A 24,362-nucleotide genomic window follows, 5' to 3' on the forward strand; every position below is an offset into this window, starting at 1 on the left:
GTCAGGTCACGAACACGCTGCAGGTTGTTGTTGATTTCGGACAGCGCGCCTTCAGCGGTCTGCGCCAGGGAGATACCATCGTTAGCGTTACGTGCAGCAACGGTCAGACCATTAATGTTAGACGTAAAGCGGTTAGCGATAGCCTGACCCGCTGCGTCGTCTTTTGCACTGTTGATACGAAGGCCGGAAGACAGGCGTTCAATCGAAGTACCCAGAGAAGACTGCGATTTTGACAGATTGTTCTGAGTCGTCAGCGACAGGGTGTTAGTATTAATAACAGCCATGATGGAATTCCTTTAAAAAGTTATCATATTCAGGCATCTGCCTACGGCTTTCTTACCGTTGTTACTCATTATCGACAATCTTAAGATAACCTTTAGAAAAAAATTCTTTTTTTTAAAAGCACAAACTGCCCCGTATTCTCGTGCTTTATTTGCCCATTGTTTTTTAAAAAAGGCTCTAATCTTTTCTCATTCGCTGCCGATAATCCATCCAGTGATTGTCTCAGATGAAAGGATGTTATTTATGGCAACAATTAGTTCGCTCGGCGCTGGCACCAGCATGAGTTCAAGCCTCAGCTCCTTATATGATAACCTGGAGACTTCTGAACAGACGAGACTGACGCCTATTACCAAGCAGCAGACCTCCTATAAAGCAAAGCTGACTGCCTGGGGTGTTGTTCAGACCTCTTTGAATAAGCTGCAGACGGCTTCTGACGCGCTGAAGAATACTTCCGCTATTGCGTCCGCGAAAGTGACCAGCACCAACACCGCCTTTACCGCCACGCTGGCGAACAGTGCAACGGCAGGAACCTATTCCGTAGAGGTTTCAGCGCTGGCTTCCGCGCAGTCTTTACTCAGCCCGAAAGTGACCAGTAAAGATACCGATCTGGGCGACAGCAATCTGTCATCGCACACGATTACCATCAAGCAGCCTGGGCAGAAAGATCCATTTACGGTGTCACTGGCCAGCGATAAAACCAGCCTTGCCGATATTCGTGATGCGATCAACGCCAAACAGGGCAGCGTGACCGCCAGTATCATCAAAGCCGATGATAACAGCTATTACCTTTCACTGACTTCCAAAGAGAGTGGCACCGCGAATGCGATGACCATTACTACGGATGACCCCTCTCTGGAACAGTACATCAGTTACGATGCCACGGGTGCCGGTCCGAGTAGCATGGCCCAACAGGTGCCTGCTGCCGATGCGAAACTGAAAGTTAACGGCATCGACATCACCCGTAGCAGTAATACCATTACGGATGCGCCAGAAGGCGTTACGCTGACGCTGACCAAGACCAACGTCGGTACCCCGGAAACCTTGACGGTCGCAAAAGACAATACCGCAATGACCAAGGCCATCCAGGACTTCGTGGATGCCTATAACTCGCTGCAAACGACGATCGGCAATCAGACCAAATATACGGCTGTTGAGCAGGGTACGACCAGCCAGAACAGCTCCAACGGTGACCTGCTCGGTGATGGCACGTTGCGTAATATTCAGACGCGCGTGCGCTCCATGCTGTCGACCAACCAGAGCGGCGGCTCGCTGACTGCGTTGTCTCAGTTGGGGATAACCCAGGACGTCAACGGCAAGCTGACCGTCGACAGTACGAAGCTTGAAAAAGCACTGAACGAAAAATCTGCTGACGTGATTACCTTCCTGTCAGGCGATGGTTCGAAAACCGGTTTTGCTACCCAGACCAGTGCGTTACTGAAAGACATCCTGGGCACGGATGGTTCCTTACAGAACGCCACAAACGGGATTAACAAGACCCTGAAAAAGCTGGGCGAAGATTACGACCGGGTCAACACGCAGATCACCGCGACGATGGCACGTTACAAAGCACAGTTTACGTCGTTAAGTTCGTTGATCTCTTCGCTTGACTCGACCGCAAGCTATTTGACACAACAGTTTAATGCACTGAGTTCTTAAGTTACTGATTGAGGTTTGACATGTATACGAAATCGGGGATCCAGGCCTATGCATCGGTCGGCATCGAAAGTGCCGTCCTCAGCGCCAGCCCACATCAACTTGTGGTTCTCCTTTTTGATGGCGCATTAAGCGCGATGAAAAAAGCAGCCATCTTGATTGAGCTGGGAGACATTCCCGGTAAAGGCAAGGCGCTGTCACATGCCATCAACATCATCAGCAATGGTTTGCGCGCGGGCCTTAACCACGAAGCCAGTGGTGAGCTCGCGGCGAACCTTGATAGTCTTTATGACTACATGACACGGCGTCTTTTACAGGCCAATTTGCACAATGACCTCACCGCCATTGAAGAAGTCGCAGCGTTGCTTACCAACATTGCGGACGCCTGGAAAGAGATTGGTCCACATAATCCAAATGCGCGGGACACATACTAATGGAAGCAAATTTCGGGTTGCTCCACCACTATCAACAACTGCTTATGACCAGTTGTTCAATGCTCAACCTGGCGAGAGAGGCTCGCTGGGATGACCTGATTCAACATGAACTGGCTTATGTAACAGCAGTAGAAAAGCTCACACAATTTCAGGGTGCAAGTGATGTTGCACCCCATGTGCAGGCACAAATTCGCCCTCTTCTGAAGCAGATCCTTGAGAATGAAGTGGAGCTGAAGACGCTATTGCACCAGCGCATGGAAGAATTACGGAATCTGGTTGGACAAACATCCCGACAACATAACCTGAATTCAGCATATGGACGTCTCTCTGGCAATATCTTGTTCCCGAGCGAGCTCTAATCTCGCTTCGATGATGCGGGTGAATTTTTAAAAGTTTCACCCGCGTCATTTCTCCCGTTTCAACCATACTTCGTGTGTCCTCAATCAGGAGCACGGAAGATGAAAAATCCCACTCTTTTACAAGCGTTTCACTGGTATTACCCCGACGGCGGAAAACTCTGGCCGGAAATCCTTGATCGTGCCCCAGGCCTGAACGACATCGGTATTAATATGGTGTGGCTACCTCCCGCCTCTAAAGGTGCCAGCGGCGGCTATTCGGTGGGCTATGACAGTTACGATCTCTTCGATCTGGGTGAGTTTGATCAGAAAGGCACCATCGCGACCAAATATGGGGATAAAGATCAGCTTCTGCAGGCGATTAAGGCGCTGCACGATAATGGGATTGCTGTCCTGATGGATGTGGTGGTGAACCATAAAATGGGCGCCGATGAAAAGGAGGCGATTCGGGTAAAGCGGGTCAATGAGCAGGACCGCACGCAGATTAGTGATGAGATCATCGCCTGTGAGGGGTGGACCCGATACACCTTCCCTGGCCGTAAGGGGCAATATTCACGGTTTATCTGGGATTTTAAATGCTTCAGCGGCATCGATCATATCGAAAATCCTGATGAAGACGGCGTGTTTAAAATCGTCAACGACTACAGTGTGGATGGCTGGAACGATCAGGTTGATGATGAAATGGGGAATTTTGATTATCTGATGGGCGAGAATATTGATTTTCGTAATCGCGCCGTCTCAGAGGAGATTAAATACTGGGCGCGATGGATGCTGGAGCAAACCCACTGCGATGGGTTTCGACTCGATGCCGTAAAGCATATACCCGCCTGGTTTTATAAAGAGTGGATTGACCACGTCCAGGAGGTGGCACCAAAACCGCTGTTTATCGTCGCGGAATACTGGTCGCATGAGGTGGAGAAATTGCAGCACTATATCGGACAGGTCGATGGGAATACGATGCTGTTTGATGCCCCCTTACACCTGAAATTTCATGAAGCCTCCCTGTTAGGGCGCGAGTATGACATGCGCCAGATTTTCACCGGTACGCTGGTCGAGGCCGATCCTTTTCATGCTGTCACTCTCGTTGCCAACCACGACACCCAACCGCTGCAGGCTCTTGAAGCGCCTGTGGAGGCCTGGTTCAAACCGTTGGCTTACGCACTCATTTTACTGCGTGAAAACGGTGTGCCGTCGGTGTTTTACCCGGACCTGTTCGGCGCAAGCTATGAGGACACGGGAGGCGATGGCAAGACTCACCACGTCGATATGCCAATTGTTGATAAGCTTTACGAACTCATCCAGGCGCGGCAACGCTTCGCCCACGGAGTCCAGACTTTGTGGTTTGATCATCCTAACTGCATCGCTTTTTGCCGCAGTGGTACCGAGGAGTCGCCAGGCTGCGTAGTGGTAATGTCCAACGGCGACGAGGGGCAGAAGACGCTCGTATTGGGTGATAACTACGGCAATAAAACCTGGCGGGATTTTTTGGGGAATCGGGACGAGACGGTGACCACAAATGCACAGGGGGAAGGCGTGTTTACTTGCCAGGGCGGCAGCGTAAGCGTGTGGGTGATTGACGAAGAGTAGCGATTTAACGCTGAGTGAACAGCTTCACTCAGCGTTTACCATCAAGCTGAATCAGGGTTTCAACCCTACCGCTTTTTTCTTTGTCAGTGCATCAGCACATTCAGGGGTAGGTTTTTCAACACGCTTTAATGTCATCCCGTCATAATCGAGGCGATCGCCCGACCGCGTGATGCGATAGCTATCAAGCTGTTGAGTAATATTATCAAGCACCCCACCGCGTACGGAAAGCCTCCCCGGGACAGCGATAACGCGTTGCCACTGCCGGCAATCCAGTGTATCCCCTTCCGGGGTAATAATCAGGCTGGCAATCGCATCCGGGCTGACCAGTTCGCTTTGCGGCCCGTCAGATTGCCAGTTTCCTGCCAACCCGGCGGGTGCCGGATGTTTAACCACTTCATCATAATGTTCAATCTGAGCGCATCCGCTCAACACCAGTAATGCGCCAATAACCCAACGTTTTTTCATCATTTTTCCTGTCTCCAGAACCACAAAGAGTGTGGCATCAAATACTGGCTGTCACCAGTCTTTCGTAAGCCCCTCTTCCACTCTTCGCAGTGATTCTTTGATGTATACCGGGGTTAAACGCAAAGGGTACGTGTATTATCCCACCCCTCACGCGGTCTATAGACTGCATAAATAGATCCTTCTGAGTTCAGAGGCTAACGTTATGACCTGGCAACATATTAAGCAGACCTTTTTGGTCAAATTCTGGTCCCCTTTTCCTGCGGTGATAGCCGCCGGTATCTTGTCAACCTACTACTTCGGCATCACCGGAACCTTCTGGGCAGTAACCGGCGAATTCACCCGGTGGGGTGGTCAGCTGCTGCAACTGGCCGGCGTCCACACCGAGGAGTGGGGATATTTCAAACTCATCCATCTTGAAGGCACCCCGCTCACCCGTATCGACGGCATGATGATCATCGGCATGTTCGGAGGGTGCTTTGCCGCCGCATTGTGGGCTAACAACGTGAAGCTGCGCTTTCCTCACAGCCGCAAGCGTGTTGCTCAGGCCATTGCCGGCGGTATTATCGCCGGATTTGGTGCGCGACTGGCGATGGGTTGTAACCTGGCGGCATTCTTTACGGGCATTCCACAGTTCTCACTTCACGCCTGGTTTTTTGCCATAGCCACCGCGATCGGCTCCTGGTTTGGTGCCCGTTTCACCTTACTGCCTTTCTTTCGCATTCCGGTGAAAATGCAGAAAGTCTCGGCGGCGTCACCGCTGACGCAGAATGCTGATCAGGCCCGCCGCCGCTTCCGGTTAGGGATGCTGATATTTGCGGGCATGCTGGGCTGGGCGCTGCTCACAGCGATGAACCAACCCAAACTGGGACTCGCTATGCTGTTTGGTGTGGGCTTTGGTCTGCTCATTGAGCGGGCGCAGATTTGCTTTACCTCTGCCTTTCGCGACATGTGGGTAACAGGACGCACGGTAATGGCAAAAGCCATTATCTTTGGCATGGCGGCAAGCGCCATCGGGATCTTCAGCTATATCCAGCTTGGCGTAGAGGCCAGGATCATGTGGGCTGGCCCGAACGCAGTACTGGGGGGATTACTCTTCGGCTTCGGAATTGTGCTGGCAGGTGGTTGTGAAACCGGCTGGATGTACCGTGCGGTAGAAGGTCAGGTCCATTTCTGGTGGGTCGGCCTTGGCAACGTCATAGGGTCGACCCTCCTGGCCTACTACTGGGACGGGCTCTCGCCGGTACTGGCTACCAACTGGGATAAAATCAATCTGCTCAAGACCTTTGGCCCTTCTGGCGGCCTGCTGATGACTTACGTGATGCTGGCCATCGCGCTGCTGCTGGTGATGGGCTGGGAGAGACATTTCTTTCGTCGTGCAACACCCGTTGCCGTTAAGGAGACAGCATGAGTATTGTACCTGATTATCGTCTGGATATGACTGGCGAACCCTGCCCCTACCCGGCTGTTGCGACTCTCGAAGCCATGCCGCAGCTAAAAAAAGGGGAGATACTGGAAGTGGTAAGCGACTGCCCGCAGTCCATTAATAACATTCCGGTTGATGCCAGCAACCACGGTTACAAAGTGCTGGATATTCAGCAGGATGGACCGACAATCCGCTATCTGATTCAACGTTAAATAAAAAAAAACGGCCCTGTTCAGGGCCGTCTTCAGGAACACTCACACCTGCATGTTCATCATATGAAAGTGCAATTTTCATAAACAGTAAAATTCGCCCAAGAGCGCACTAAACATCATGCGTTTACCGTTATGAGAATTGAGTGGTTCCTTAAATCGCCATAAATCGGCAGATAAAAATGTCCCACCCATGCCCCATTCACATCACTGGGCAGTCGTCGAACTCTCCGGACCTCGCATCGTTGATGATATAGGTGATCACACCGAATACGGGAGACTCCACACCGTATCCCTCAGAGTCCGGTAATTTCTCACGCTGTCCATTGTGCACATTTACCAGGTGCGGGACCGGATGCCTTCGGTATCGTTTAATTCTCAGCTCCCCATCGACACTGCAAATGAGCAGTGACCCGTCGCAGGGGGTGAGCGACGAGTCGATGACAAGCAAAGCGCCACTTATTATTCCTTCTCTGTAGCACGTCTCGCTGGCCCGCATGAAATAGGTTGCTGCTGGCTTTGTAATCAGCCGGTTGTCGAGAGAAATCCTTCCTTCTTCAAAATCTGCTGCCGGGCTGGGGAATCCCATAAATCACCCCTCGTTATTACTGTATATACATACAGTATCGACAAATCGGGGTGAATCACAAGGTTTATTTGCGGGGTGGTTTTTTGGAGCCTACGGATGCCGGCCCCATGTTGATATATGCTGTCAGTGTGGTGTATGTTTGCTTTCTAAATCTTTGATTAGCCCTTTTGCTCTCACATTATGATGGTCTATCAAGAGAATGGCATTTGCGTGCGCTTTAGCTGATTCGTAATCGCCAAGAGATTGCTTTATTTTGGATATTTCAAACAATGCCCTTACATGCTTTTCATCAATCTTGATGCATTCAGCGTAATGGTTGAGAGCTTTTTCTGTATTGCCTATTCCTTGAGATATTTGCGCAATATGGAAGTGGGCATGAGCAAGTAGGGGGTTTAGAGATATAGCTTTTTCTTGGTGTTGCAATGCCAGTGTTTTTTGCCCTGTCATTAGCAATGCTACGCCATATTTATGATGGCTAAGGGCGTGACTTGGTGCCATAGACACCGCGATCTTTAATTTCTCTATTGCCTCTTCTGGTTTTTTGTCAAGCATAAGAGTATGCCCATGAAAAAGAAATGCCCCATGTTCTTTTAATGTGCTGACGCCAGACTCACATTCGATTTCAAAGTGGCCGCTTTGCTCGTACCTCTTGATGATATTTGTAAGGTTATAGTTTTGACCAAGGTATGTGGAAACCGCATGTGGAGCGTTTCTAACTGAAACAAGTTGTACGTTGCTCATCCCACGGATTAGGGATGCCTGAAATATATCATTCACATCATCATCGCCATACACATGTGTCACCTGCAGCCCTGATGACGCAACAAGAGCCCGAATGTCTGCATACCAAAGATTTCTTGGCTTCCCCGCCAGGACTTTGCTTTTTGTCTCTCTACCATACAAGAGGAACTCCCCTCCAAATGATAGGCACCTGAAACGTATCTCTGGCATGCGAGGGGCGATTATGCTCCCATAGAGCATCGCCGCATAGGCGCCCATTGATGGGCCAATAAGTACGACCTCCTTCGGAGCTATTTCCTTTATCATTGACATAAGATGGCTGGATGAGGATAAAACGTCACCTCCCATACCCGGAATTCCATGAACATACCATCCATTGTTTTCATCGTTAATGAAGATTTTAACTCCGTCCATTCTGTTCATGATTTTCCAGAACATGAATGTGCCCTTGGGGATATATACAGACGAAAAGATGATATACAGACGTTCTGAGTTGTCAGAGGGCACTACGCAACAGTATGGATTTTCGTTGTTTATAATAGACACTTGCCACCTAAGAGATATTTTTGCCAGCAAATGTCGTTTATTTTGCATTAAATATTAATTGCATGGCAATCCTTTGCCTTATTTTATTTCCCTTCGATGACTGAAATCCTTTTTTCTAAATCTTCCATGCGCTGCCAGCACTGCTGCAGGGCTCTGACAATTGGAGGGATGAACTCGTCGTACCCCAGAGAATAGACATCTTCACCACCGTTTACTGCATGATGTTGCAGGCCTCCGAACTCAACTCCTAAAGAATCGCAAACTTTCTGCACTTCCTGAGCAATGAACCAGTGGTGGAAGCGCTTGCCCTTGTGCGTGCCGTCAGGTTCGCGAGAAGTAGAACCGGAGGTAAATTTTTCTTCCCGGTCTTCCATGACAGTCACAAGCTCGCCATCAATTTCCTTATCCACCGGAACCTGAACAATCCTGGTTTCCTCGACAGGGGTGATATAGTTGTCTCGTAAATCCCATTTGCCATCAACAGGACGCAATCCAAGAATGAAGTCAATCCCAAGCTCTGTATCACGTACTTCTGTCTTATCGCGGGCGTCTGAGCGGTTCTGGACAGTGCCGTAAACGTAGGTGGTAGTGGCTGAGTTGCCTAATTGCACCTGATTATCACCAGATACCCTTGCATCATTACCGACAGTAGTCGTGTTCGTCAGGTTTGTTGTGCTCGCCCCTGCCTGGGTTAATCGCCCAGAGTTATGGCCCAGCGCCGTATTTAGAGTGCCAATAGTGTTCGTAATCAGACTGCCGTTACCAACGCTCACGTTACTGTTACCTGCCGTGGTAGCGCTCTGAGAATTAACGCCTATTGATACGTTATTGTCTCCCGTTGCAGATTTCAGGGATGAGTGCCCTACCGCTACCGAGAATGAACCAAGCGTGGCTGCCGATGTTCCTGATTCAAAGCCGATAAAAACAGACCGCTCAACCATCGTTGATGCATATGCTGCTCCCGCGCCAATAACCACCGACTCCTTACCAGCAAGGTTATTGCTCATGCAGTTCATGCCAACCGCTACGTTGTCGTGCCCGGTGCCGGTTCCTGCGGTAGTTAGTGCACCAATAGAGTTACCCGCACGATATCCAATATGCGTGTTGTTAGAACCAATATTGGCATCACCAGCAAATGTACCAATGTGTACACTGTTACTCTGGGAAGCGCTCCCGCTATTCCCATGTGCTCGATAGCCTATAGAGACACAATACTGGTCGCTCATGGCCTCAGCGCCAGCTGATGCGCCAAATGAGCAGTTAAAGTTTCCGTCCTGTAGCTTGCCGCCAGCTGACGCACCAAAAAGTGAATTGTAATAACCTGTATCTATCCATTCACCGGCGATGGAGCCAACAATGGTATTTGCGTCACCGGAGGCACGATAACCGGCCTGGAATCCAATTGTTGTGTTGTTATTCCCTGTTTTGTTTGACATCTGAGCGCGAGAGCCGAAAGCGGTATTGTTAGCCCCTGCCGTAAGGTCTATTAGTGCTCTCGCCCCAAATGATGTGTTGTTGTAGCCAGATGGTGATGTCAACGGGTCAGGAAGTGTAGGCACCACTTTACATCCGCCGCCACTATTTCCAAACGCATTGTATGACCGAATCATCTCAGGTTGAGGGCCAAGATTCAGTGTGCCATTTGTTATGTTTATCTTCACCTGCACGGTATTAGCAGTGCCAGCTGCCTGAATTGTCCGTGCATCAACCCATGTATAAGTCTGGACTACTCCATCAAACGTCAGGCTTACTGCTGACTGGTTTGGATAATCATAAAGGAGTGTATATCTCTCCGGGACCGACATAGAACCAGACGACCCGCCACGGCGCCACCACTCAGCATTATCAAATAAAAGAGTTCCCGGGCCGTAGTATCTGGCAGTCTGGCTTAAAGCCATCGGAGTGGTAATTCTGTATGTCCCTTCTGGAACATAAATAATGCCATTCGTTCCGGATGCTAATTCCGCAGCATTAAATGCTGCAGTGTCATTGGTTGTTCCATCCCCTTTGGCGCCATGATACTTGACGTTTACTGGTAGCGATTTGAATAAAGTCGTTGAGCCATGCCCTATTGCGGCAGTGCCCCCTGGTCCAGCCAGCCTTTTCTCCAACTGGTCAGGGTCATACTTCGCCACGTCCTCAAAATAGAACTGCTGCGCACCGTATGCGTCTTGGATCAGCATCGAGTAGTTCTGCACCGTGACGAACTTGCGAATCTGGCCTCCCAGCACCGGGAATCCTCCGGCGTTGATTACGATAGGCTGAGGAACCTGTACGAGCGAACCATCCTCGTTCTCAACGTAAACCGGTATCTGATTAGCCGGGTTGGTCGGGTCGGTATCAGGGATGCCGATGAAGATTTTTCCGTTTGCGTTTGCTTTAAAAGAGCGGGCCAGCGTAAAGAGTTGCGCGGGCATTCCTACCACTAAATTTGCAGTTAAATCTGGCATTTATTTTTTACTCCGGCGCGAGTAGTTCCCACTGCATAGCAGTGGTGTGTTATAGAAGGGAAATTAAGTTGTTAGTAAGTACAAAGCCAAGGGTTATGCCGAGGCGTCGATGTTTGGTGTACAGTGATAAAAAACTAAGGAGATGATTATGAAAAGATTGATCGTCAGTGCTTCAAAGGCCGTTGCTTTTATTTCATGCGCGTATGCTCTTGGAGCAAGTAATGAATACCTTTTTCCTTCAGAAGGTCTGCAGGTAACGTTTGGGTTGACCGCAATCCTTATTGTTATTGCATGGTCTGAAATAAAGGATTTAATCCGTAGTAAAAAATAACCATCCCTGGAGGTAAATCATTCCGTTATCTGAGGTGCTATCAGCGGTCTCGCAGCAATTGCCGCCTGATTGAGAGCTCGCTCATAAGCAGGAGTACCAGCCTTGGTGTTAGCCAATCTGAGCATCGCATTCCTTACCTGCTTGCTTTCGTAAAACCTCGCTACCGCACCGTAACTTAATCCTGCTGCCGTACCTACCCCGCCCGTTCCAACGATGTCAGTGGCCACGCCTGCCGGGACTGCTACCTGAAAAAGCTCCTGACCGGTTGGCGTAACAGTACCGGCCCTTGCCGCACGTCGAGTCTGATCCAGATATGTCGTAAGCCCTTTCAGGTATTGCCGCTCATCACCTTTGAACAAAATACCCGTTTGAGATGACAGGCGATTAATTTCATTCAGGAACCTGTCAGGGCTTCCGCCAGACTTCTCATACGCCTTGCCAATTACTGATGCTCTGGCAGCGCTACGCCCCCTACCGTCAAGGGAGTTATAAAGTTGGCGAACCTCGCTTGGCTTGCTACTGAAAAGCAGGTTGTTCACCACCTCCGGCGTCAGATCACCTTTCTGAAGGACGTTCTTCAGCCTGGTGTTATTTACCAGCTGAGCCTCATTGGCATAAACGGCATTGGCTTGTCGATACCTGCTGGCAACCTGGGGGCCAAGGCTGTCTGTTACGGCCTTATTTACGTCATTAGTCAGGGCAGAATAAACCCGGTTAACAGCGGCCTGAGACTGGTTAGGCCATTCAATGCGATCACCTTTAACGTCCTGCCTGAATTGCGTCCTTAAATCTCTCAACAGCCCAAAATCAGCGCCTTTATTTAACTCATCCCTGTACGTCTGCAGCTTAGAGATGGTCTGCGTATCAGCAGCGCCTCCAAGCCTGGACAGGCGGCTTATTTCTGTATCAATGGCTGATATGGCCTGAGTTGGTGTAATGCTCCCTGCAGAAGACATTGCATCGTTAACCTGACTAAGGCGATCACCCGCCGCCTGCTTAACACGGCTGGTTTGCCGCCGAAGACTCTGCACAATCTCATCAGGAGCTGGCGCGTCGAATTGCTGGGAATATCGCTGAACAAGCTCATTCCTTACTTCCTGCTGCCCTCTTCGCAAACCTCCAGTGCCGGTAGCTGGAATTTTCTCTCCCAGCGCCTGCGCGGAACGTCCGGTGAATGTCCCTGGAGGAAGAACGTCAGATGTAAGTAGCGGTGCATCTGCCTGTTCTGCAAATCTGATGGCCTGTTGAGCATCTGGCGCAATATCACCCTTAATGGCGGTGATTCCGCGCCCAACCCCCTTTGCAACACCAGAAAGAATCCCCTGAGTACCGAGGTTGATCGCAGCGTTTTTTGCAACGTTCTCGGCAAAATCCCCCTGCTGATTTGCAGCCTCTGCTACAGAGCCGAGCGCCATATTTCCGGCAACACCTGCGCCTGGAATTAGATACCCGCCGATGGCCTCACCTGTCTGCGCATACGGGTCTGTTGGGCGATCTACTGGACGATAGACATCATCCAGCACCCGCGGGCCGCCAAGCCCCTGGCTGATTGCATTAATCAGGCTGGCTCCACCCTGGAGAACGTCAAACGGGATGTTAACCAGCCCTCGACCGGCCTGCTCTGCTATCTGTCCCGCACTTTGCCCTCCGGTGAGCCAGTCGCCTGCCTGCTGTACAAGTGATGTCTCTGGTTGCTGCGCTGGCGGGCTTGCTACCGGCACTGATTGAGCCTGCTCTTGTGGCGTTGCTTGACCAGCAAAGTACTCATCAATCGCATTACCAATGTCTTCGTTACTGGTCCCGTCAGGAAAATTGAAGGTTTTACCGTTAGCTGTAACTTCCATCATTTCACCGTGAATTGGATACCTGATTTCGATGTATGCACACCGGTTGTCTGCTGCGCCGGTTGAGGAGCGGCTGACTGACGGCCTGAGCCAACATTGACGTTGTATTGCTGGTTGTAGTTGTCAGTGTATGACTTGATATCGTTTACTGATTGCTGAACAGCCTCCGGGCTGGAGAAATCGACCTGAGGCATGCCCTGAAAGTACATTTTTGCCTCTGCAACGGTGTTGATCCCCGACGCGCCCATATCCCTTGCCGCTGCTATGCCCTGATTCTGCATTTTCCCCTGGATTCTCTGCGCGGCATTGTAGATTTGCCTCTGCTCTTTGCTGCCAATTCGGCTTCTGACATCAGCGCCGAGCGCTGGCTTACCAGTGCCACCCGTTACGCCAGTCAGGAAATCAAGGCTCTCTGGGTTGGCCTGGCTAATCATGTCGATGTCTTTCTTCATCGCATAGTTTTGAGCATTGGCGCCAGAGGATGCGGTAGCTGCTATCGCAGACGGCGGCACTCTGATAGTGTTTCCTGCGTTATCAGTGGCCTCATAGAAAGCGTTTTGACCTGCCCCATGAAGCTTCCCTTTGATGCTTACTGTTCTGCCGTCAGATAACTGCACCTGCCTGTTGTCGGCACCTTCAGTTTTAATACCAGCGACCTGAGCAAACAGAGCGGCGGCTTCTGGGTCGGTTTTCAGCAGGCGAGAATAAGCGTTGAAGTTTTTCATATCGCTCGTCTCGCCGCTGGAAGCAAGCCGGGCGTTCTGAGCAGATATATTCTGTCCACGAATAGTTGCTGCGTTTTGCATGTCATTATTGCGGATTTGCTCTGCCAGTTTCGCCCGGTCATTCTGCCTCTGGGCACGGTCGTTTTCGACTCCGTAATAATCCTTGGCTCCAAGAGCACTAAGCCCAACCGCATCGACGGTATGCGCCAGGGACTGCGGGTCCTGCTGGAACTGCTGCACAATTTCCTCAGGCGATGAGCCAACGGTTCCCAGAACACCTGCGTTCTTTAATGCGGCGCTCTGCACCGCTTGGGGATTGCCTGTAGCCATAGCGATGCGCAAATCACGCGCTGCACTTCCGAGCGCCATCTGGTGCTGCTCATTCTGGAATCCAATACCGGCTTTGAGTAGCTCCATTTGCCCTGGGTATTTTGCTGCGAGGGCGGTCATTTTCTGCGGATCACCAAAAGATGCCTGCCACTCAGTCTGAAACTGAGCCTGCTGCTCTGCTGCTCTCTGGGCCTGCTCAACCGCCATTGCCCGCTGCTGTATTTCGTCCTGCAACCCCTTCAGCTGAAGCCCCTGAGCAAAGCCGTTGCCGGATGAGTAATCTATAGGTGCGATCATAATTCCACCTTAAAATAAGCCAGTAAGGAAGCTACCCAAACTATTGCCCAATGTTTTTGCAGTGCTTGTTCCCGCAAGATAGCCAAGTCCACTTGTAAGAGCATTACCATTAGCCAGGCTGGCACCGGCGTTAGCCGCACCAACCTGAGCCAGATTATTTTGTACCGAGTTGGAGTAGTTGCCTGCAGCTGCATTAGTTGCTCCGCCTGAGCTGAGTCCGACATTAGTCAGGCCGAGAAGCTGCTGATACATGTTATTTTGCTGGTCGGTCATCATTGACAGGTAATTTTGCCCAAGTTGAGGGGCGATGGATGAAAGCATGTTCCCGGTGGCGGTAGACCCAAGCCCACCGGTCGCTTCGGCAGCATTCAATCCCTGATATCTGGCCTGGTTCGACAACATCTGGTACTCAGGGCTGGACAGGTATGATAACAGTGAAGCATTGCGGTCTATTGGCTGGCCTGCCAGTCCCTGCAACCCCGTAAGCGCTGCTTGTCCGGCACCCAAAAACGGTGCGAGTGTCTTTTTCTGGTCGTTGTAAATCTGCAAAGCCGTTGCGTTTGACTGATTGGCTGCGCTTTTCTGCGCACTTGCCGCCTGATTAGCACCAGTGATAGACCCGACTATGCTACCGACGCCTTTAGCTATCCCGCTCATCTGCGTACCTCTTCATTAAAATTAATTCTCCGCTCGTATCGTCGACATACTCAACAACACCGCGCCAGGTTTCGATAAAGCCAAATTTGCGAGCCAGATTGCACACCTGCTTGTGCTCAATGCGGATTGGTGCATGAACCTCACGGTTTCCGATGAGTGCCAACACCTCTCTCACCGCATCCCGGCATCGGTATCTCTCTCCGGGTTTCATTGCCATGTGCAGGTCAACGTGGGAGCCGAAATCCATGCAAACGAAGATGCCCACGCCATTCCAGAGAAGGTGATCGCCCTCGACGACAGGGAATGACGGGACGCCCCATAGACGCATCAATTCCTGCCCGGTAAGAGGATCGATTTGTGTGAGCATGGGGAATCCTTAATTCATCAGGCCGTGGGTGCGCAGCATGTCCTCAAGGGCTTTGATGCGCTGGCGGGCCTGAATCAGTCCGTTAGCTATAGTGGTCACTTCCGCCTGGGTGTAAGCAGCGCTGACGGTGTACGCCTGGCTGGCGTTGAACGCACCGAGCAATGCAGTACCAGTTGCCGCCGTCCACCCGGTAGCGCGAGCGCCGATCACTTTGGTACCGCCGACTGAGTAAGACGTGGTTACGTTCAGTGGCGATGCGAGAGACTGGACACTTGTTGCCGATTTCGAGACGTAATCGCCATGCAGCGCGGTAATATTGCTTTCAGCCGTGCCGATACGCGTCGTTAGCGAAGATACGTCGCTTTGGAGTGTCGTTATGTTGCCTTCCGCAGTAGTAAGACGGCTACCCTGGCTTGCAATATCAGATTCGTTCTGCGTAATGCGTATTTCATGGTTAGCGAGTTCTGCCTCATTGGCTGCAATCCTGCTTTCGTGGTCAACAAGCGTTTCCTCGGCAGCAGAGATACGCGTCTCGTGGTTCTGAAGCGTCGCCTCTGCCGTATCAAGGCGCTGCTCATGGTCATCAAGCACGACATCCTGCTCATCGTTCCTGACCTGAGCATCATATGCACCCTGCCCGGCTTCATTCGCTTTCCCTGCGACGTTGGTGAAGTCCAACGACTGATTAAGGATGTACATCTGGTAAGCCGGAGACAGACCGGAAGGGAGGGAGGCCGCCGAGAGCCCAATAGCGCTTATTTTTATCGGCGTATTCAGAGAGTTATCAGCCATCATTCAACCCTAACCTGACATCCAGACAACGTAACCGGTGAGCTGGTCACTATGCGGATTTTGAACGCTATATTCTTGCGTACTCTCCCGATTCGACTCCAGATAGCTCGCTGGTCGTAACGGAACGGCGCATTCCAGGGTATCAGCTGCTCTCGACCGTGGTTGATGCCGTCAGTCGTTGCAGAGATAAACATCCGCTCCGCCATCTGCGCGACGCCGGTAGATGATTCCAGTTCGAGGTCGAACAGCCTGGCGTTGTCCGCCTTGAATAGGGGTGTGTACAGGACGTGCTCCTGCTGATTCCCGTACTGGCTGGAGATATCAAACCTGAGCCGCCCGATAAACCCCTGACCCCTGTCGCCGCAGGTGATCACGTTATCTTCGTAGATGAAGTCGACGGCACGATACGCTCCGTTATCCAGGCCAGACCGCAATACCGACCACTGAGGTCCGTTCTGACTGGCTGCGGCGTCATAGACGAGAGTCTGGTCAGTGAGGTTGATGATAAGCAACTCATGCCCATCAATCCTCAATGAGCCCATAGTCGTCAGGGCCAGGTCATCAGCAGAATAGCTGCGAATTATTTTCTCTATTGACGGAGTGGCAATGCTCTTTACTTGCCCAGACTCCAGCAGATATACCGAGGGTGCGCCGGTCGCAGGGTTGCTGATAATCGCGAAGGCATCCAGGTAGTTGCACTTGCAGAACGTTCCGGCGATGCCCTTCTGCACCAGATACGCCGGGTTATTGACGTATAGCGCCGCACCGGAAGTTGTCGCGCCTGTCAGCGTGAAAAATTCAGTGGTTGATGTGCCGAAACAGACAACAAAATCACGCCACACGCCCATGCCGATTATCCCGTCCGGCTGGGATTCCGCCCGGTACTCTGCGCTGTTACGGTCTGGATGAGACTCGTCTTCGATGTCGGAAATAAAGAATGAATCAGTGCCATCCTTCGACCAGATATAGCGACCACGAACACGCACAATATCTCTGGCGCTTCCCAGCTCATATTGCGTATAGGTGCTGGATACAGGCCAGTTGGAGATTGTCTTCGTCGTTCCGTCATACCGGTATAAAACGACCTGACCGTTTACGATAACAGCCTGGCTGTTCCGTGAGTGAGCCATTGCCGCTCGACCCCTGCCGCCAACGCTGCCAACCTGAGACAGTCCTCGGTACAATTTGCTACCGCAGACGCGGTAAACGGTGCTCTGCGCGGTGTTGTACTCAGCGCCACGTGATGGCCCGTCAACATCTGCCATTTTCTCAATGCCCGGGAATGAGCGCAGATAACCCGCAGCATTCAGTACCTCTTTAGGTGTGGCCAGCAGATTTACCGGCAGATAGTCGATGTAGTCGGCGCTCAGGTAGTCTTTGCCGACCCCTTTCATTAACGGTAATTGTTGAACCGACATTTTGTCACCTATGGATTGAGGATGTCTCCGTCCGCCTGCTGCTGGTCATCCGGGTAATAGCGCTCACCTGTCAGGGTGTCGTATTTGTTGCCCTGCCCAACGGGGAAGTCTCCGCGTCGTAGCATCGAAGGCACGACAAGGGTGTCAGTCAGCAGTGCGTCATAAGCTCGTGAGGCGTTAGTTTCAATGCGTGGCGATGGTTCAATGCTGTAATCCGACATCATTCGAAGCAGGAGTTGATAACCTACAGCGTGTTTGTATTTTCTCGGCAGGCCAGAGTCATCATCTGGCAGGGGTTCTGAGTCATCAGAAGAAAAAATGTAGCCAACGTTGCCCGGGTTAATTAGCCATTCCGACATCATGTCTTCCAGATCGTGAACCCCGTCTTCCAGTGACTGAGGTTCAACGTCTGTTAGTGTTGCGTCTGAGGCAATGGCAAATTTACGCAGGGCGAATTTTACTATTTCACCCTTTGTGAGACTCGCCATTATCTGCCGCCTTGCGCCCGCGCGTTTTGGATTTGACGTCATCAGCCGATTTAACAAACCCCAGCTTTTCGTACTCCGGGAAGTCTGTAGCGACAATTACGGCCTGGACATAACCGGCATCATTGTCTGCAGGAAGGAAAACGCTCATGCGATCCATTTGAACCTCCAAAAAAGAAAGGGGCCGAAGCCCCTGTTGATTACGGATTACCGAAGAACTGACCGCCCATGTGCGGGTTGTAGCACACATAAGCAGGCAGCAGGTCGAAACGCATTTTCTGCACGTTGGCGTCACCGTCAGCATATTTGTGAACGCGGATAGAGAAGCCTTCGTAAGTTGCGACGGCGGAGTCGATGCTGTTCAGTTTCGGCAGCGGGACCGTTCCAAGACCAACAAAATATTTGTTGTAGAACAGGTTCGGCTTCATCGTCTGCCCTGCGGTGCCAATCACCGTCACGGCGTCGCCGGAGGTCACGGCGCGGCTGACTGAGTTGTACTGCGGGTTGGTGGTGTCGTAAATCGGCACACCTGACAGCGTCACGGTTACGGCGCCACCGGCAGTAGAGTTAGCATCTGCCAGAACGGTCGCGGTGAAGCTTATCGCCGTAGAGCCGTTATAAAGAACCTGCTTGGTCTGCTGCTGCAGCCAGTAGGTGTTTGTGAACTTAAGCTGATCGCCAGCTTTCAGGAAGCCAGTGACCGAAGCCGTTGCGCCAGCCAGAGTTACCTGGAACTGATAGGTGTCTTTCACCGCATCGTAGGTCACGGTTGGGGTGCTGGAGACAGTAAGCGTACCCCCGAATGCGCCTTGGGTACGTGACGCCAGGCCGTTCGACATCAGCGCACGGATGCCGCCGAAGTTAGAGGCGATCTGCGCCTGCTCCCATGCAGTACGGACCAACTGGTCAGATGCATGCAGACCTGACTGAGCATCTGCAAGACGCTGCGCCGACCACGGGTCCATTACCGCATAGTTTTCACCTTCTTCCACGCCCAGGTCTTTCAGGAATGACGCGGTTTGAGCAACGTCAGACCATTTGTTGATCGGGGTGTTAGGGCTACCCAGCGACAATGCGCCGTTGTTCATCATGAACTTGGCGAGTTCCGTTTCGAGGTCGGTAACGATGCGCTGGCGAACAGGGGCGAGGATTTCATCCAGTTGGTTGAGCTTGATAGCCTCTTCCAACTGTCCGTATTCCACCGCCACGGTGATGTAGTTGCCAACTTTACCGGTCGCTTTACCTGAAACCAGGTTGTTTTTAGCCTGACCTGAGATGTCACCGGTTGGAGTACGCACGGATGCGAACTGGTGCGGCCGTTTGAAGCTTACGCTGTCGCCAGTGCTGGAGTTGATTTCACCTGCCAGCAACTGACGGTCTACGGTTTTTGCCAGCACCAGGTCAGACATGAAGCCCGGCAGGAATTTTTTGAGTACGATTTGACTGACGTTGCTGTCGAGTTTGTTGGTAGTAGCCATTTAGCTTTTCCTATTCGATGATTGCGCCGGGGCAGAATTTGTTGAACTCGTCTTGTTTCGCATCAGCACCGCCACCGCGAACTTCCGGCTCTGGTTTGATGGCTCTCTTCGGTTTAGGCGCAAGGCTCACTTGCTTGCTAATCTGGCCTAAGAGGAATGCTGCGCGAATTGGGTCTGTCTCAGCGGCTACACGCTGGCGTAGTTGTTGGCTCTTGCCCAGCCCGTAGGCAATAAGCTCTGAGCCTTCATCAGCGCAGTGGATCAGGATATCCTTGTGCAGGTCAGGCACCTCGGTACGCACGATTTCCTCCATCTCCTGGTAATCTTTCACCGGGAGCTTGGCGGCTCGCTGCTTATGGGCCTCAATGCGCTGCTGAAAACGCTGCTGGATTTCCTGCTTCTGACGCTCTTGCTGCTGTTTACTCTGCTCGGCACGGCCCTTCTTCTCATGCCAGTCAGTCAGTGCTGTCTCAAACGCCTCTTCATCGTAATCACACGACTCAAGAGTCGGCTTCGGCGGGAGTGCGTCTGATTGTGGCGGTTGCTGCTGTTCAGGTGGCTTGGATTGAATCTGCTCAAGCTGTCGGCGCAGTTCCCGTATCTCTTTATCTTTCTCGCGGTTGTTTTTGCGTAAATCTTTCACCCAATGAGGGGCAGGCTGACCATCAACGTGATCGTCATCCTCTTCCGTCAGAGGGATTTCCTCGTCACCGACATGCAGGGAGTACTCTTCCGGCTGCTCTTCGGCCTGTCCACTTTCGGCCTCCACTTCCTCTTCCGATTCCTGGACTTTCTCCTCAGGTTTCGATTGTTCAGTGGTTACTTCTTCGGCTGATTCCTGTTTTTCAGACAGGTCAATAACCTGACCGTCGATGATCAGTTCGCTTTCCATTGATTACTCCTGATTAACTCGGCAGTGAGTCTGCCGGTGACTGTGATGCTGTTGGGGTGTGACGCAGAATCAGATCTGCGTTATCGCGAGAGTTTTGTTGCTGCTGTTGATACCAGTCATTAAGCACCTTCAGAGCATCTTGCACTGACTTGGCATCAGTGGCTTTGGCATCGACCAGCGTCTTAACGACTTGGGCCTGGCTAAGTTGCGCATCCTGCTGGGCAGAGAACGCCTTGATCTGCACCTGCGCAGTTTCGTTCTGAGCCTTCTGAGCCTCGGCCTGAGCCGCGACCATCTGAGCCTGAGCGAGAACCATGTTCGGATCTGGCTGGCTCTGCGCTGCCATCTGAGCCTGCTGAACAATCTGCTGCTCTTTCTGGTTGCGCGGCTTAACAGCGCCAGACGTAAGCAGCTGCTTGCGGTTGAACTCTTTGAAGTCATCCATCCCCTCGCCGTCGAGGTTGTCAAGAATGATTCCCTGAATTATCGGGCGCATAGGGTCATTAGGCAGCATTGTGTTGAGAACGTTGGTAAGGGCTGAAACTGTTGCATCTCGGCGGGCGGTATAGCTCGGGCCAACGTCAACCGTGACATCGTAACGACCGGCTGAGAGGTCATTCAGAGCGACAACATTCCCCGTCTGCCTGTCGACTACCTGAGCATTCATCAGCGCGATGTCATCGGTGCCGTCATCATTAACCACCCTGACTTCACGATCAGAACCGTAAACCTCACGGGCCATAGACAGCCATACTTCACCTGCACGTTTCAGGCTCTTCGCCATGTTGTCCAGGTAGATGAATGACGCCATATCAGAGCGGTTCATCAGGTTGTTGACGGTCTCCTGAGCGATGTTGCTGGGCATCTGTTGCATTGCCTGGCTGCCACCGGTCACTTCCTGAATATCAGCACTTGTCTGCTGTAGTAGCGCAGCTAAGGCCTGATTCATCACGGCTGGTTGCGTATAGCCTGCCGGGGTAGCTCCAGCAATAATGTTACCTGCTTTGTCCTTCACCTCACGCAATGGCAGGAACGCCGGTCTTTTCTTATTGCGAGCCTCCCAGTGCTTTTCGAGACCTCTAATCTGCTCCATTCCAACAATCGGGATTTGCCCAGGGTCTTGGGCCGCAGTATCAGCAAGCATGGAAACCTGTAGGTTGTAGAGCCTCTGCGGGTCCATAGCCTTGGCAATATGGCCCTCTACTCGTTCGATATCGTCAATGAACCAGCGTTTGCCATAAACCGGAATCAATGGGATATGCTCGCCAGGTATGCGGCGCGGCTTCTCAAGGAAGTTCTCACCATCAACCACGGAGACGTAAACACGGCGACGTTTAACAGAACGCCGAGCCACCTCAATGAACCCTGCATCAGCCAGTTCATCAAGAATTTCTTCAATCTGGTCGCTGTCGTAAGTGGCTATCTCTTTGGTGAGCGGATGCTGATAGCTGATTACGTCAACGGATTCCTTGCGCACCTCGTAATACTTCGCGACGTACACCACTTCAGGCCTGAACCACTCATACTCCCAACTGGTATTAGTGGTGACATCGAGTGATGCAGGAGGCTTCTTCCCATACTCTGCCTCATATTTTTCAGGGGACAGAGAGAACATGCAAAAGGCCCACATTGCATCTGATTTTGAGTACTTCTTAGCGTCTGGCTCAAACCAAACGGACCTGCTGGGGTCGTATACCGGCTCTATTCCAATCCTCTGCCGATCATCCATTGGGTCGTTTTCGTTAACCAGCATGGTTGTTAGCCTGAAGCATCCAAAACCACCTGTTGCCGCATCATCGAATGCGTTATCGCAAGCCTCTCCGCCGTCCGTTTCTTCATAGTCTGCGCGGAAAAGGCCATTCAGCTTATTGGCTAACTCTTCGCTGGCCTCGCGGTCACCGGGGCGGAACTTGACGGTGATGCGGTTATTCCGGTACTCGGAAATGATGCGGTTAAGCTCAGTGGCTACCTTGTTGATCTCAAACTTCGGGTACTTCTCAAACTGGTCATCAAGCTTTGTCCCGGCTGCCGTCGCTCCTTCCCACTGGCCACCGGGGACGCGGGCAAAGCGAGTCGCTTCGATACACTTCTCGCGCACGTCCTGCTGCGGCGAATAGGCGCGGTCGAACCTGAGCATGATGCGCTCATGTGTTTTCTCTAATTTCTCTGCCATGTTTACCAACCGGAGGATGAGGGAACGTAGATTTCCGTTTCTTCTGGCGCCATAGCCGGACAATGCATGCACATCATCAGGGAGTCTGCCAGGTTAGGTGATGGGATGCCGAGCTTCTGCTTCATGTCGACTTTGGTCATCAGCTCAAGCTTGCCGTTACCGTTGAATTTGCGCTGAATCTGCGTGAGTTCAGCGAATGCCTTCTCCAGCATCTTCTCGCCAATAGCTTCTTTGTCGAAACTGAGCATGCCGTCAGGGTCTGCATACTCGCCATGCACAACGGCGCGGTACGTCAGATAAAGCCTGTCAGCCAGGGTGTAGTAGAACTGCGCCCGCTTATTGCGGAACACGTCGCCAATGGTGCGGATGTTGTCACCCTGCACCACTTCATCTGCCCATGCTCCAGACTGATATGGCGCATCTTCATCGAACGGGGACTCGCTGCCTTTGAACATGGTCGCAGTGATTTTCTTACCTGAGAACGAGTCAGTAATTTGACGACGCAGCCCGGCCCCGAGACCGTCACCATCCCAGAGGAAGTGATCGGCACCGTCTTTAATCGCTAATCCGGTAGCCCAATCAGCACCATCGTTAACGTCCACCGTCTCTGGAGGCTCGGCAATACGCTTGACAACCGAACCGTGACGCATGGCATAACCTTTGGCATCCGGCCCGGTATCTGACGGGTCATGAGAAGCAACGACAGCCCCTCTCGCTTTCCATCCCAGCTTCTTGTGCGCGTCTGTGGCCGCTTCCAGCCATTCACGCTTGATGATTGCCATGTCGCTTGCACTTACCGGCTCACCGAGCCAGATGTGACGATACAGAGTGGGATTGCGCCGCTTGCACTCCTCCATCTCCAGCCGGAGAACTTCGGGGAAATGCGGATTGTCGGTGTAGTTCACCGTCAGCAGGCAGATATCATCTGGATGGTCGACAACAAAGCGCTGATAGGTATCGTCGAGGATGTTCTTCGGGTTGAAGCTTACCCAGATTTCAGAGCTCGGCTTTCGAATGGTCGGTATCAGAATGTCCCACGACTCTTTCGTTACAGCTTCGGCCTCTTCCACCCAGCAGATGTCTATCCCCTCAAGAGATTTAATCTTGGTCGGGTTGTTCTTGATGCCGTAGAACATGAACTCGGCGCCGGTACCCAGGTGCCTGACCATCGAGCGCTGGATTTCGAACTCTGCCGCATATCCTTCACGCTCAATGGTGTCCTCAAGCAAGCGGATCACCGAATCACTGATACTGTTCTGCAGCTCACGAGCGCACAGGATGCGCACTGGCTGACGCCTTGCCGCTTCAACGAGTAGCCGGGCAATGGCCCACGACTTACCGCTACCTCGACCGCCCTTGGCGACTTTATAGCGATGCGCCTCGATGAACGGTTGGAAGATAGGGTTTATCGTTGTCATTTGCCGAATAGCGTACTCATTGGTGAGGTTTCAATCTGGATAGCGCCGCCGTCTTTGCCGACCAGCTCGTTAGTAACCTTGTCGCCATACTTGCGGGGATTCATTCGAGCCAGCGCCCATTTCCGGGTATCGACTCGCAGCCTAGCCTTTGCAACCTCAGCAGAATCAGGGATGACGTCATCAGCGATGTCGAACATATCTTCAAATATCGCATCTGCCCTGGCCTCGGTAGCTTTTGCGTACTTGTCGCGAAACTCTTCATGGACCGCAAGCCAGCGAAACACCGTCGACTTGTCAGGCATCTCCTGTTTCTTGCATACCTTCAGTAAGCTCTCACCGGAGGCAATCAGAGCACATATATCGTCTGCCACCTCCGAGGTATATTCAGAGGGGCGACCAGTTTTATTTTCAGTCGCCATA

General features: G+C 51.9%; 24 protein-coding genes and 1 pseudogene. 7 read left to right on the forward strand and 18 right to left on the reverse strand.

Going from position 1 to position 24,362, the window contains the following annotated elements; translation table 11 throughout:
• Positions 1-284 (reverse strand): annotated as a pseudogene (locus tag KXR87_RS12890) (flagellin FliC); the annotation flags it as partial.
• A 241-nt stretch (positions 285-525) separates the two neighbouring features.
• Here KXR87_RS12890 and fliD point away from each other — a divergent pair.
• From fliD to amyA, 4 genes are all read left to right on the forward strand, one after another.
• Entirely contained in the window at positions 526-1,938 is a 1,413-nt protein-coding gene (fliD, locus tag KXR87_RS12895; RefSeq protein ID WP_437432642.1) for a flagellar filament capping protein FliD, read from the forward strand.
• A 20-nt stretch (positions 1,939-1,958) separates the two neighbouring features.
• On the forward strand, positions 1,959-2,369 hold the full coding sequence (fliS, locus tag KXR87_RS12900; RefSeq protein WP_437432643.1) for a flagellar export chaperone FliS: 411 nt from the start codon (positions 1,959-1,961) through the stop codon (positions 2,367-2,369).
• Entirely contained in the window at positions 2,369-2,728 is a 360-nt protein-coding gene (gene fliT, locus KXR87_RS12905) for a flagella biosynthesis regulatory protein FliT (RefSeq protein WP_437432644.1), read from the forward strand. Before fliS ends, fliT begins: the two co-directional genes overlap by 1 nt.
• A 99-nt stretch (positions 2,729-2,827) precedes the next feature.
• Positions 2,828-4,312 carry an alpha-amylase gene (gene amyA, locus KXR87_RS12910; RefSeq protein ID WP_437432645.1) on the forward strand — a complete coding sequence of 495 codons (1,485 nt, stop codon included), beginning with the start codon at positions 2,828-2,830 and terminating at the stop codon, positions 4,310-4,312.
• A 51-nt stretch (positions 4,313-4,363) separates the two neighbouring features.
• Here amyA and yedD read toward each other — a convergent pair whose 3' ends face one another.
• A complete protein-coding gene (gene yedD / locus KXR87_RS12915; RefSeq protein ID WP_437432759.1) occupies positions 4,364-4,777 on the reverse strand; it encodes a lipoprotein YedD in 414 nt (137 codons plus the stop codon).
• 202 nt (positions 4,778-4,979) lie between these two features.
• Between yedD and yedE the strand changes: the two genes are divergently transcribed.
• Together yedE and yedF are read left to right on the forward strand one after the other, a co-directional pair.
• Positions 4,980-6,185, forward strand: coding sequence for a selenium metabolism membrane protein YedE/FdhT (gene yedE, locus KXR87_RS12920; protein WP_437432646.1), 1,206 nt, complete (start codon positions 4,980-4,982; stop codon positions 6,183-6,185).
• Positions 6,182-6,412, forward strand: a complete 231-nt coding sequence (gene yedF, locus KXR87_RS12925; RefSeq protein WP_437432647.1) for a sulfurtransferase-like selenium metabolism protein YedF — start codon at positions 6,182-6,184, stop codon at positions 6,410-6,412. The genes yedE and yedF overlap by 4 nt, the downstream gene beginning before the upstream one ends.
• Before the next feature lie 199 nt (positions 6,413-6,611).
• Here the strand turns inward: yedF and KXR87_RS12930 are convergent, their stop codons facing one another.
• The 3 genes from KXR87_RS12930 to KXR87_RS12940 all read right to left on the reverse strand — a co-directional run bounded on the left by KXR87_RS12930 (position 6,612) and on the right by KXR87_RS12940 (position 10,735).
• Positions 6,612-6,998, reverse strand: a complete 387-nt coding sequence (locus KXR87_RS12930; RefSeq protein WP_437432648.1) for a HumD family translesion DNA polymerase — start codon at positions 6,996-6,998, stop codon at positions 6,612-6,614.
• Positions 6,999-7,121: 123 nt separating this feature from the next.
• Positions 7,122-8,177, reverse strand: a complete 1,056-nt coding sequence (locus tag KXR87_RS12935; RefSeq protein ID WP_437432649.1) for a hypothetical protein — start codon at positions 8,175-8,177, stop codon at positions 7,122-7,124.
• Between the two features lie 191 nt (positions 8,178-8,368).
• Positions 8,369-10,735: a phage tailspike protein gene (locus tag KXR87_RS12940; RefSeq protein ID WP_437432650.1), complete on the reverse strand. Its 2,367-nt coding sequence runs from the start codon at positions 10,733-10,735 to the stop codon at positions 8,369-8,371.
• 148 nt (positions 10,736-10,883) lie between these two features.
• Here KXR87_RS12940 and KXR87_RS12945 point away from each other — a divergent pair, with 148 nt between their 5' ends.
• Positions 10,884-11,066, forward strand: a complete 183-nt coding sequence (locus KXR87_RS12945; RefSeq protein ID WP_437432651.1) for a hypothetical protein — start codon at positions 10,884-10,886, stop codon at positions 11,064-11,066.
• Between the two features lie 17 nt (positions 11,067-11,083).
• Here the strand turns inward: KXR87_RS12945 and KXR87_RS12950 are convergent, their stop codons facing one another.
• From KXR87_RS12950 to KXR87_RS13010, 13 genes are read right to left on the reverse strand one after another with little or no spacing between them, the layout of a single operon-like run.
• Positions 11,084-12,910 (reverse strand): DNA transfer protein, encoded by a 1,827-nt coding sequence (locus KXR87_RS12950; RefSeq protein WP_437432760.1) that lies wholly within the window; start codon positions 12,908-12,910, stop codon positions 11,084-11,086.
• Positions 12,910-14,262 (reverse strand): phage DNA ejection protein, encoded by a 1,353-nt coding sequence (locus tag KXR87_RS12955; RefSeq protein WP_437432652.1) that lies wholly within the window; start codon positions 14,260-14,262, stop codon positions 12,910-12,912. Before KXR87_RS12955 ends, KXR87_RS12950 begins: the two co-directional genes overlap by 1 nt.
• 9 nt (positions 14,263-14,271) lie before the next feature.
• Positions 14,272-14,919, reverse strand: a complete 648-nt coding sequence (locus KXR87_RS12960) for a DNA transfer protein (protein ID WP_437432653.1) — start codon at positions 14,917-14,919, stop codon at positions 14,272-14,274.
• Complete coding sequence (locus KXR87_RS12965) at positions 14,903-15,286, reverse strand: hypothetical protein (protein WP_437432654.1); 384 nt, start codon at positions 15,284-15,286, stop codon at positions 14,903-14,905. The genes KXR87_RS12960 and KXR87_RS12965 overlap by 17 nt, the downstream gene beginning before the upstream one ends.
• A gap of 9 nt (positions 15,287-15,295) precedes the next feature.
• On the reverse strand, positions 15,296-16,078 hold the full coding sequence (locus KXR87_RS12970) for a phage tail protein (protein ID WP_437432761.1): 783 nt from the start codon (positions 16,076-16,078) through the stop codon (positions 15,296-15,298).
• A complete protein-coding gene (locus KXR87_RS12975; protein ID WP_437432655.1) occupies positions 16,078-17,496 on the reverse strand; it encodes a packaged DNA stabilization protein in 1,419 nt (472 codons plus the stop codon). The genes KXR87_RS12970 and KXR87_RS12975 overlap by 1 nt, the downstream gene beginning before the upstream one ends.
• Before the next feature lie 8 nt (positions 17,497-17,504).
• Positions 17,505-17,984, reverse strand: a complete 480-nt coding sequence (locus tag KXR87_RS12980) for a packaged DNA stabilization gp4 family protein (RefSeq protein ID WP_437432656.1) — start codon at positions 17,982-17,984, stop codon at positions 17,505-17,507.
• On the reverse strand, positions 17,962-18,132 hold the full coding sequence (locus KXR87_RS12985) for a hypothetical protein (RefSeq protein WP_437432657.1): 171 nt from the start codon (positions 18,130-18,132) through the stop codon (positions 17,962-17,964). The genes KXR87_RS12980 and KXR87_RS12985 overlap by 23 nt, the downstream gene beginning before the upstream one ends.
• 49 nt (positions 18,133-18,181) lie before the next feature.
• A complete protein-coding gene (locus tag KXR87_RS12990) occupies positions 18,182-19,459 on the reverse strand; it encodes a P22 phage major capsid protein family protein (RefSeq protein WP_437432658.1) in 1,278 nt (425 codons plus the stop codon).
• A 10-nt stretch (positions 19,460-19,469) separates the two neighbouring features.
• Positions 19,470-20,351, reverse strand: coding sequence for a phage capsid protein (locus KXR87_RS12995; protein ID WP_437432659.1), 882 nt, complete (start codon positions 20,349-20,351; stop codon positions 19,470-19,472).
• 13 nt (positions 20,352-20,364) lie between these two features.
• Positions 20,365-22,524 carry a portal protein gene (locus tag KXR87_RS13000; RefSeq protein WP_437432660.1) on the reverse strand — a complete coding sequence of 720 codons (2,160 nt, stop codon included), beginning with the start codon at positions 22,522-22,524 and terminating at the stop codon, positions 20,365-20,367.
• A gap of 2 nt (positions 22,525-22,526) precedes the next feature.
• Entirely contained in the window at positions 22,527-23,942 is a 1,416-nt protein-coding gene (locus tag KXR87_RS13005; RefSeq protein WP_437432661.1) for a PBSX family phage terminase large subunit, read from the reverse strand.
• Positions 23,939-24,361, reverse strand: a complete 423-nt coding sequence (locus KXR87_RS13010; protein WP_437432662.1) for a ubiquitin carboxyl-hydrolase — start codon at positions 24,359-24,361, stop codon at positions 23,939-23,941. Before KXR87_RS13010 ends, KXR87_RS13005 begins: the two co-directional genes overlap by 4 nt.
• Position 24,362 lies beyond the last annotated feature (1 nt).

The organism is Yokenella regensburgei (assembly GCF_051486985.1).
Lineage (GTDB): Bacteria > Pseudomonadota > Gammaproteobacteria > Enterobacterales > Enterobacteriaceae > CBFFRJ01.

Bases quoted from the DNA above. Each gene is read 5' to 3' on its own strand.
- KXR87_RS12930 (WP_437432648.1), bottom strand. From the start codon at position 6,998: ATGGGATTCCCCAGCCCGGCAGCAGATTTTGAAGAAGGAAGGATTTCT.
- yedE (WP_437432646.1), top strand. From the start codon at position 4,980: ATGACCTGGCAACATATTAAGCAGACCTTTTTGGTCAAATTCTGGTCC.
- KXR87_RS12945 (WP_437432651.1), top strand. From the start codon at position 10,884: ATGAAAAGATTGATCGTCAGTGCTTCAAAGGCCGTTGCTTTTATTTCA.
- KXR87_RS12995 (WP_437432659.1), bottom strand. From the start codon at position 20,351: ATGGAAAGCGAACTGATCATCGACGGTCAGGTTATTGACCTGTCTGAA.
- fliT (WP_437432644.1), top strand. From the start codon at position 2,369: ATGGAAGCAAATTTCGGGTTGCTCCACCACTATCAACAACTGCTTATG.
- KXR87_RS12985 (WP_437432657.1), bottom strand. From the start codon at position 18,132: ATGAGCGTTTTCCTTCCTGCAGACAATGATGCCGGTTATGTCCAGGCC.
- fliD (WP_437432642.1), top strand. From the start codon at position 526: ATGGCAACAATTAGTTCGCTCGGCGCTGGCACCAGCATGAGTTCAAGC.
- KXR87_RS13010 (WP_437432662.1), bottom strand. From the start codon at position 24,361: ATGGCGACTGAAAATAAAACTGGTCGCCCCTCTGAATATACCTCGGAG.
- KXR87_RS13005 (WP_437432661.1), bottom strand. From the start codon at position 23,942: ATGACAACGATAAACCCTATCTTCCAACCGTTCATCGAGGCGCATCGC.
- KXR87_RS12990 (WP_437432658.1), bottom strand. From the start codon at position 19,459: ATGGCTACTACCAACAAACTCGACAGCAACGTCAGTCAAATCGTACTC.
- yedF (WP_437432647.1), top strand. From the start codon at position 6,182: ATGAGTATTGTACCTGATTATCGTCTGGATATGACTGGCGAACCCTGC.
- KXR87_RS12935 (WP_437432649.1), bottom strand. From the start codon at position 8,177: ATGTTCTGGAAAATCATGAACAGAATGGACGGAGTTAAAATCTTCATT.
- KXR87_RS13000 (WP_437432660.1), bottom strand. From the start codon at position 22,524: ATGGCAGAGAAATTAGAGAAAACACATGAGCGCATCATGCTCAGGTTC.
- KXR87_RS12980 (WP_437432656.1), bottom strand. From the start codon at position 17,984: ATGGCGAGTCTCACAAAGGGTGAAATAGTAAAATTCGCCCTGCGTAAA.
- KXR87_RS12950 (WP_437432760.1), bottom strand. From the start codon at position 12,910: ATGGAAGTTACAGCTAACGGTAAAACCTTCAATTTTCCTGACGGGACC.
- fliS (WP_437432643.1), top strand. From the start codon at position 1,959: ATGTATACGAAATCGGGGATCCAGGCCTATGCATCGGTCGGCATCGAA.
- KXR87_RS12940 (WP_437432650.1), bottom strand. From the start codon at position 10,735: ATGCCAGATTTAACTGCAAATTTAGTGGTAGGAATGCCCGCGCAACTC.
- yedD (WP_437432759.1), bottom strand. From the start codon at position 4,777: ATGAAAAAACGTTGGGTTATTGGCGCATTACTGGTGTTGAGCGGATGC.
- KXR87_RS12975 (WP_437432655.1), bottom strand. From the start codon at position 17,496: ATGTCGGTTCAACAATTACCGTTAATGAAAGGGGTCGGCAAAGACTAC.
- amyA (WP_437432645.1), top strand. From the start codon at position 2,828: ATGAAAAATCCCACTCTTTTACAAGCGTTTCACTGGTATTACCCCGAC.
- KXR87_RS12960 (WP_437432653.1), bottom strand. From the start codon at position 14,919: ATGAGCGGGATAGCTAAAGGCGTCGGTAGCATAGTCGGGTCTATCACT.
- KXR87_RS12970 (WP_437432761.1), bottom strand. From the start codon at position 16,078: ATGGCTGATAACTCTCTGAATACGCCGATAAAAATAAGCGCTATTGGG.
- KXR87_RS12955 (WP_437432652.1), bottom strand. From the start codon at position 14,262: ATGATCGCACCTATAGATTACTCATCCGGCAACGGCTTTGCTCAGGGG.
- KXR87_RS12965 (WP_437432654.1), bottom strand. From the start codon at position 15,286: ATGCTCACACAAATCGATCCTCTTACCGGGCAGGAATTGATGCGTCTA.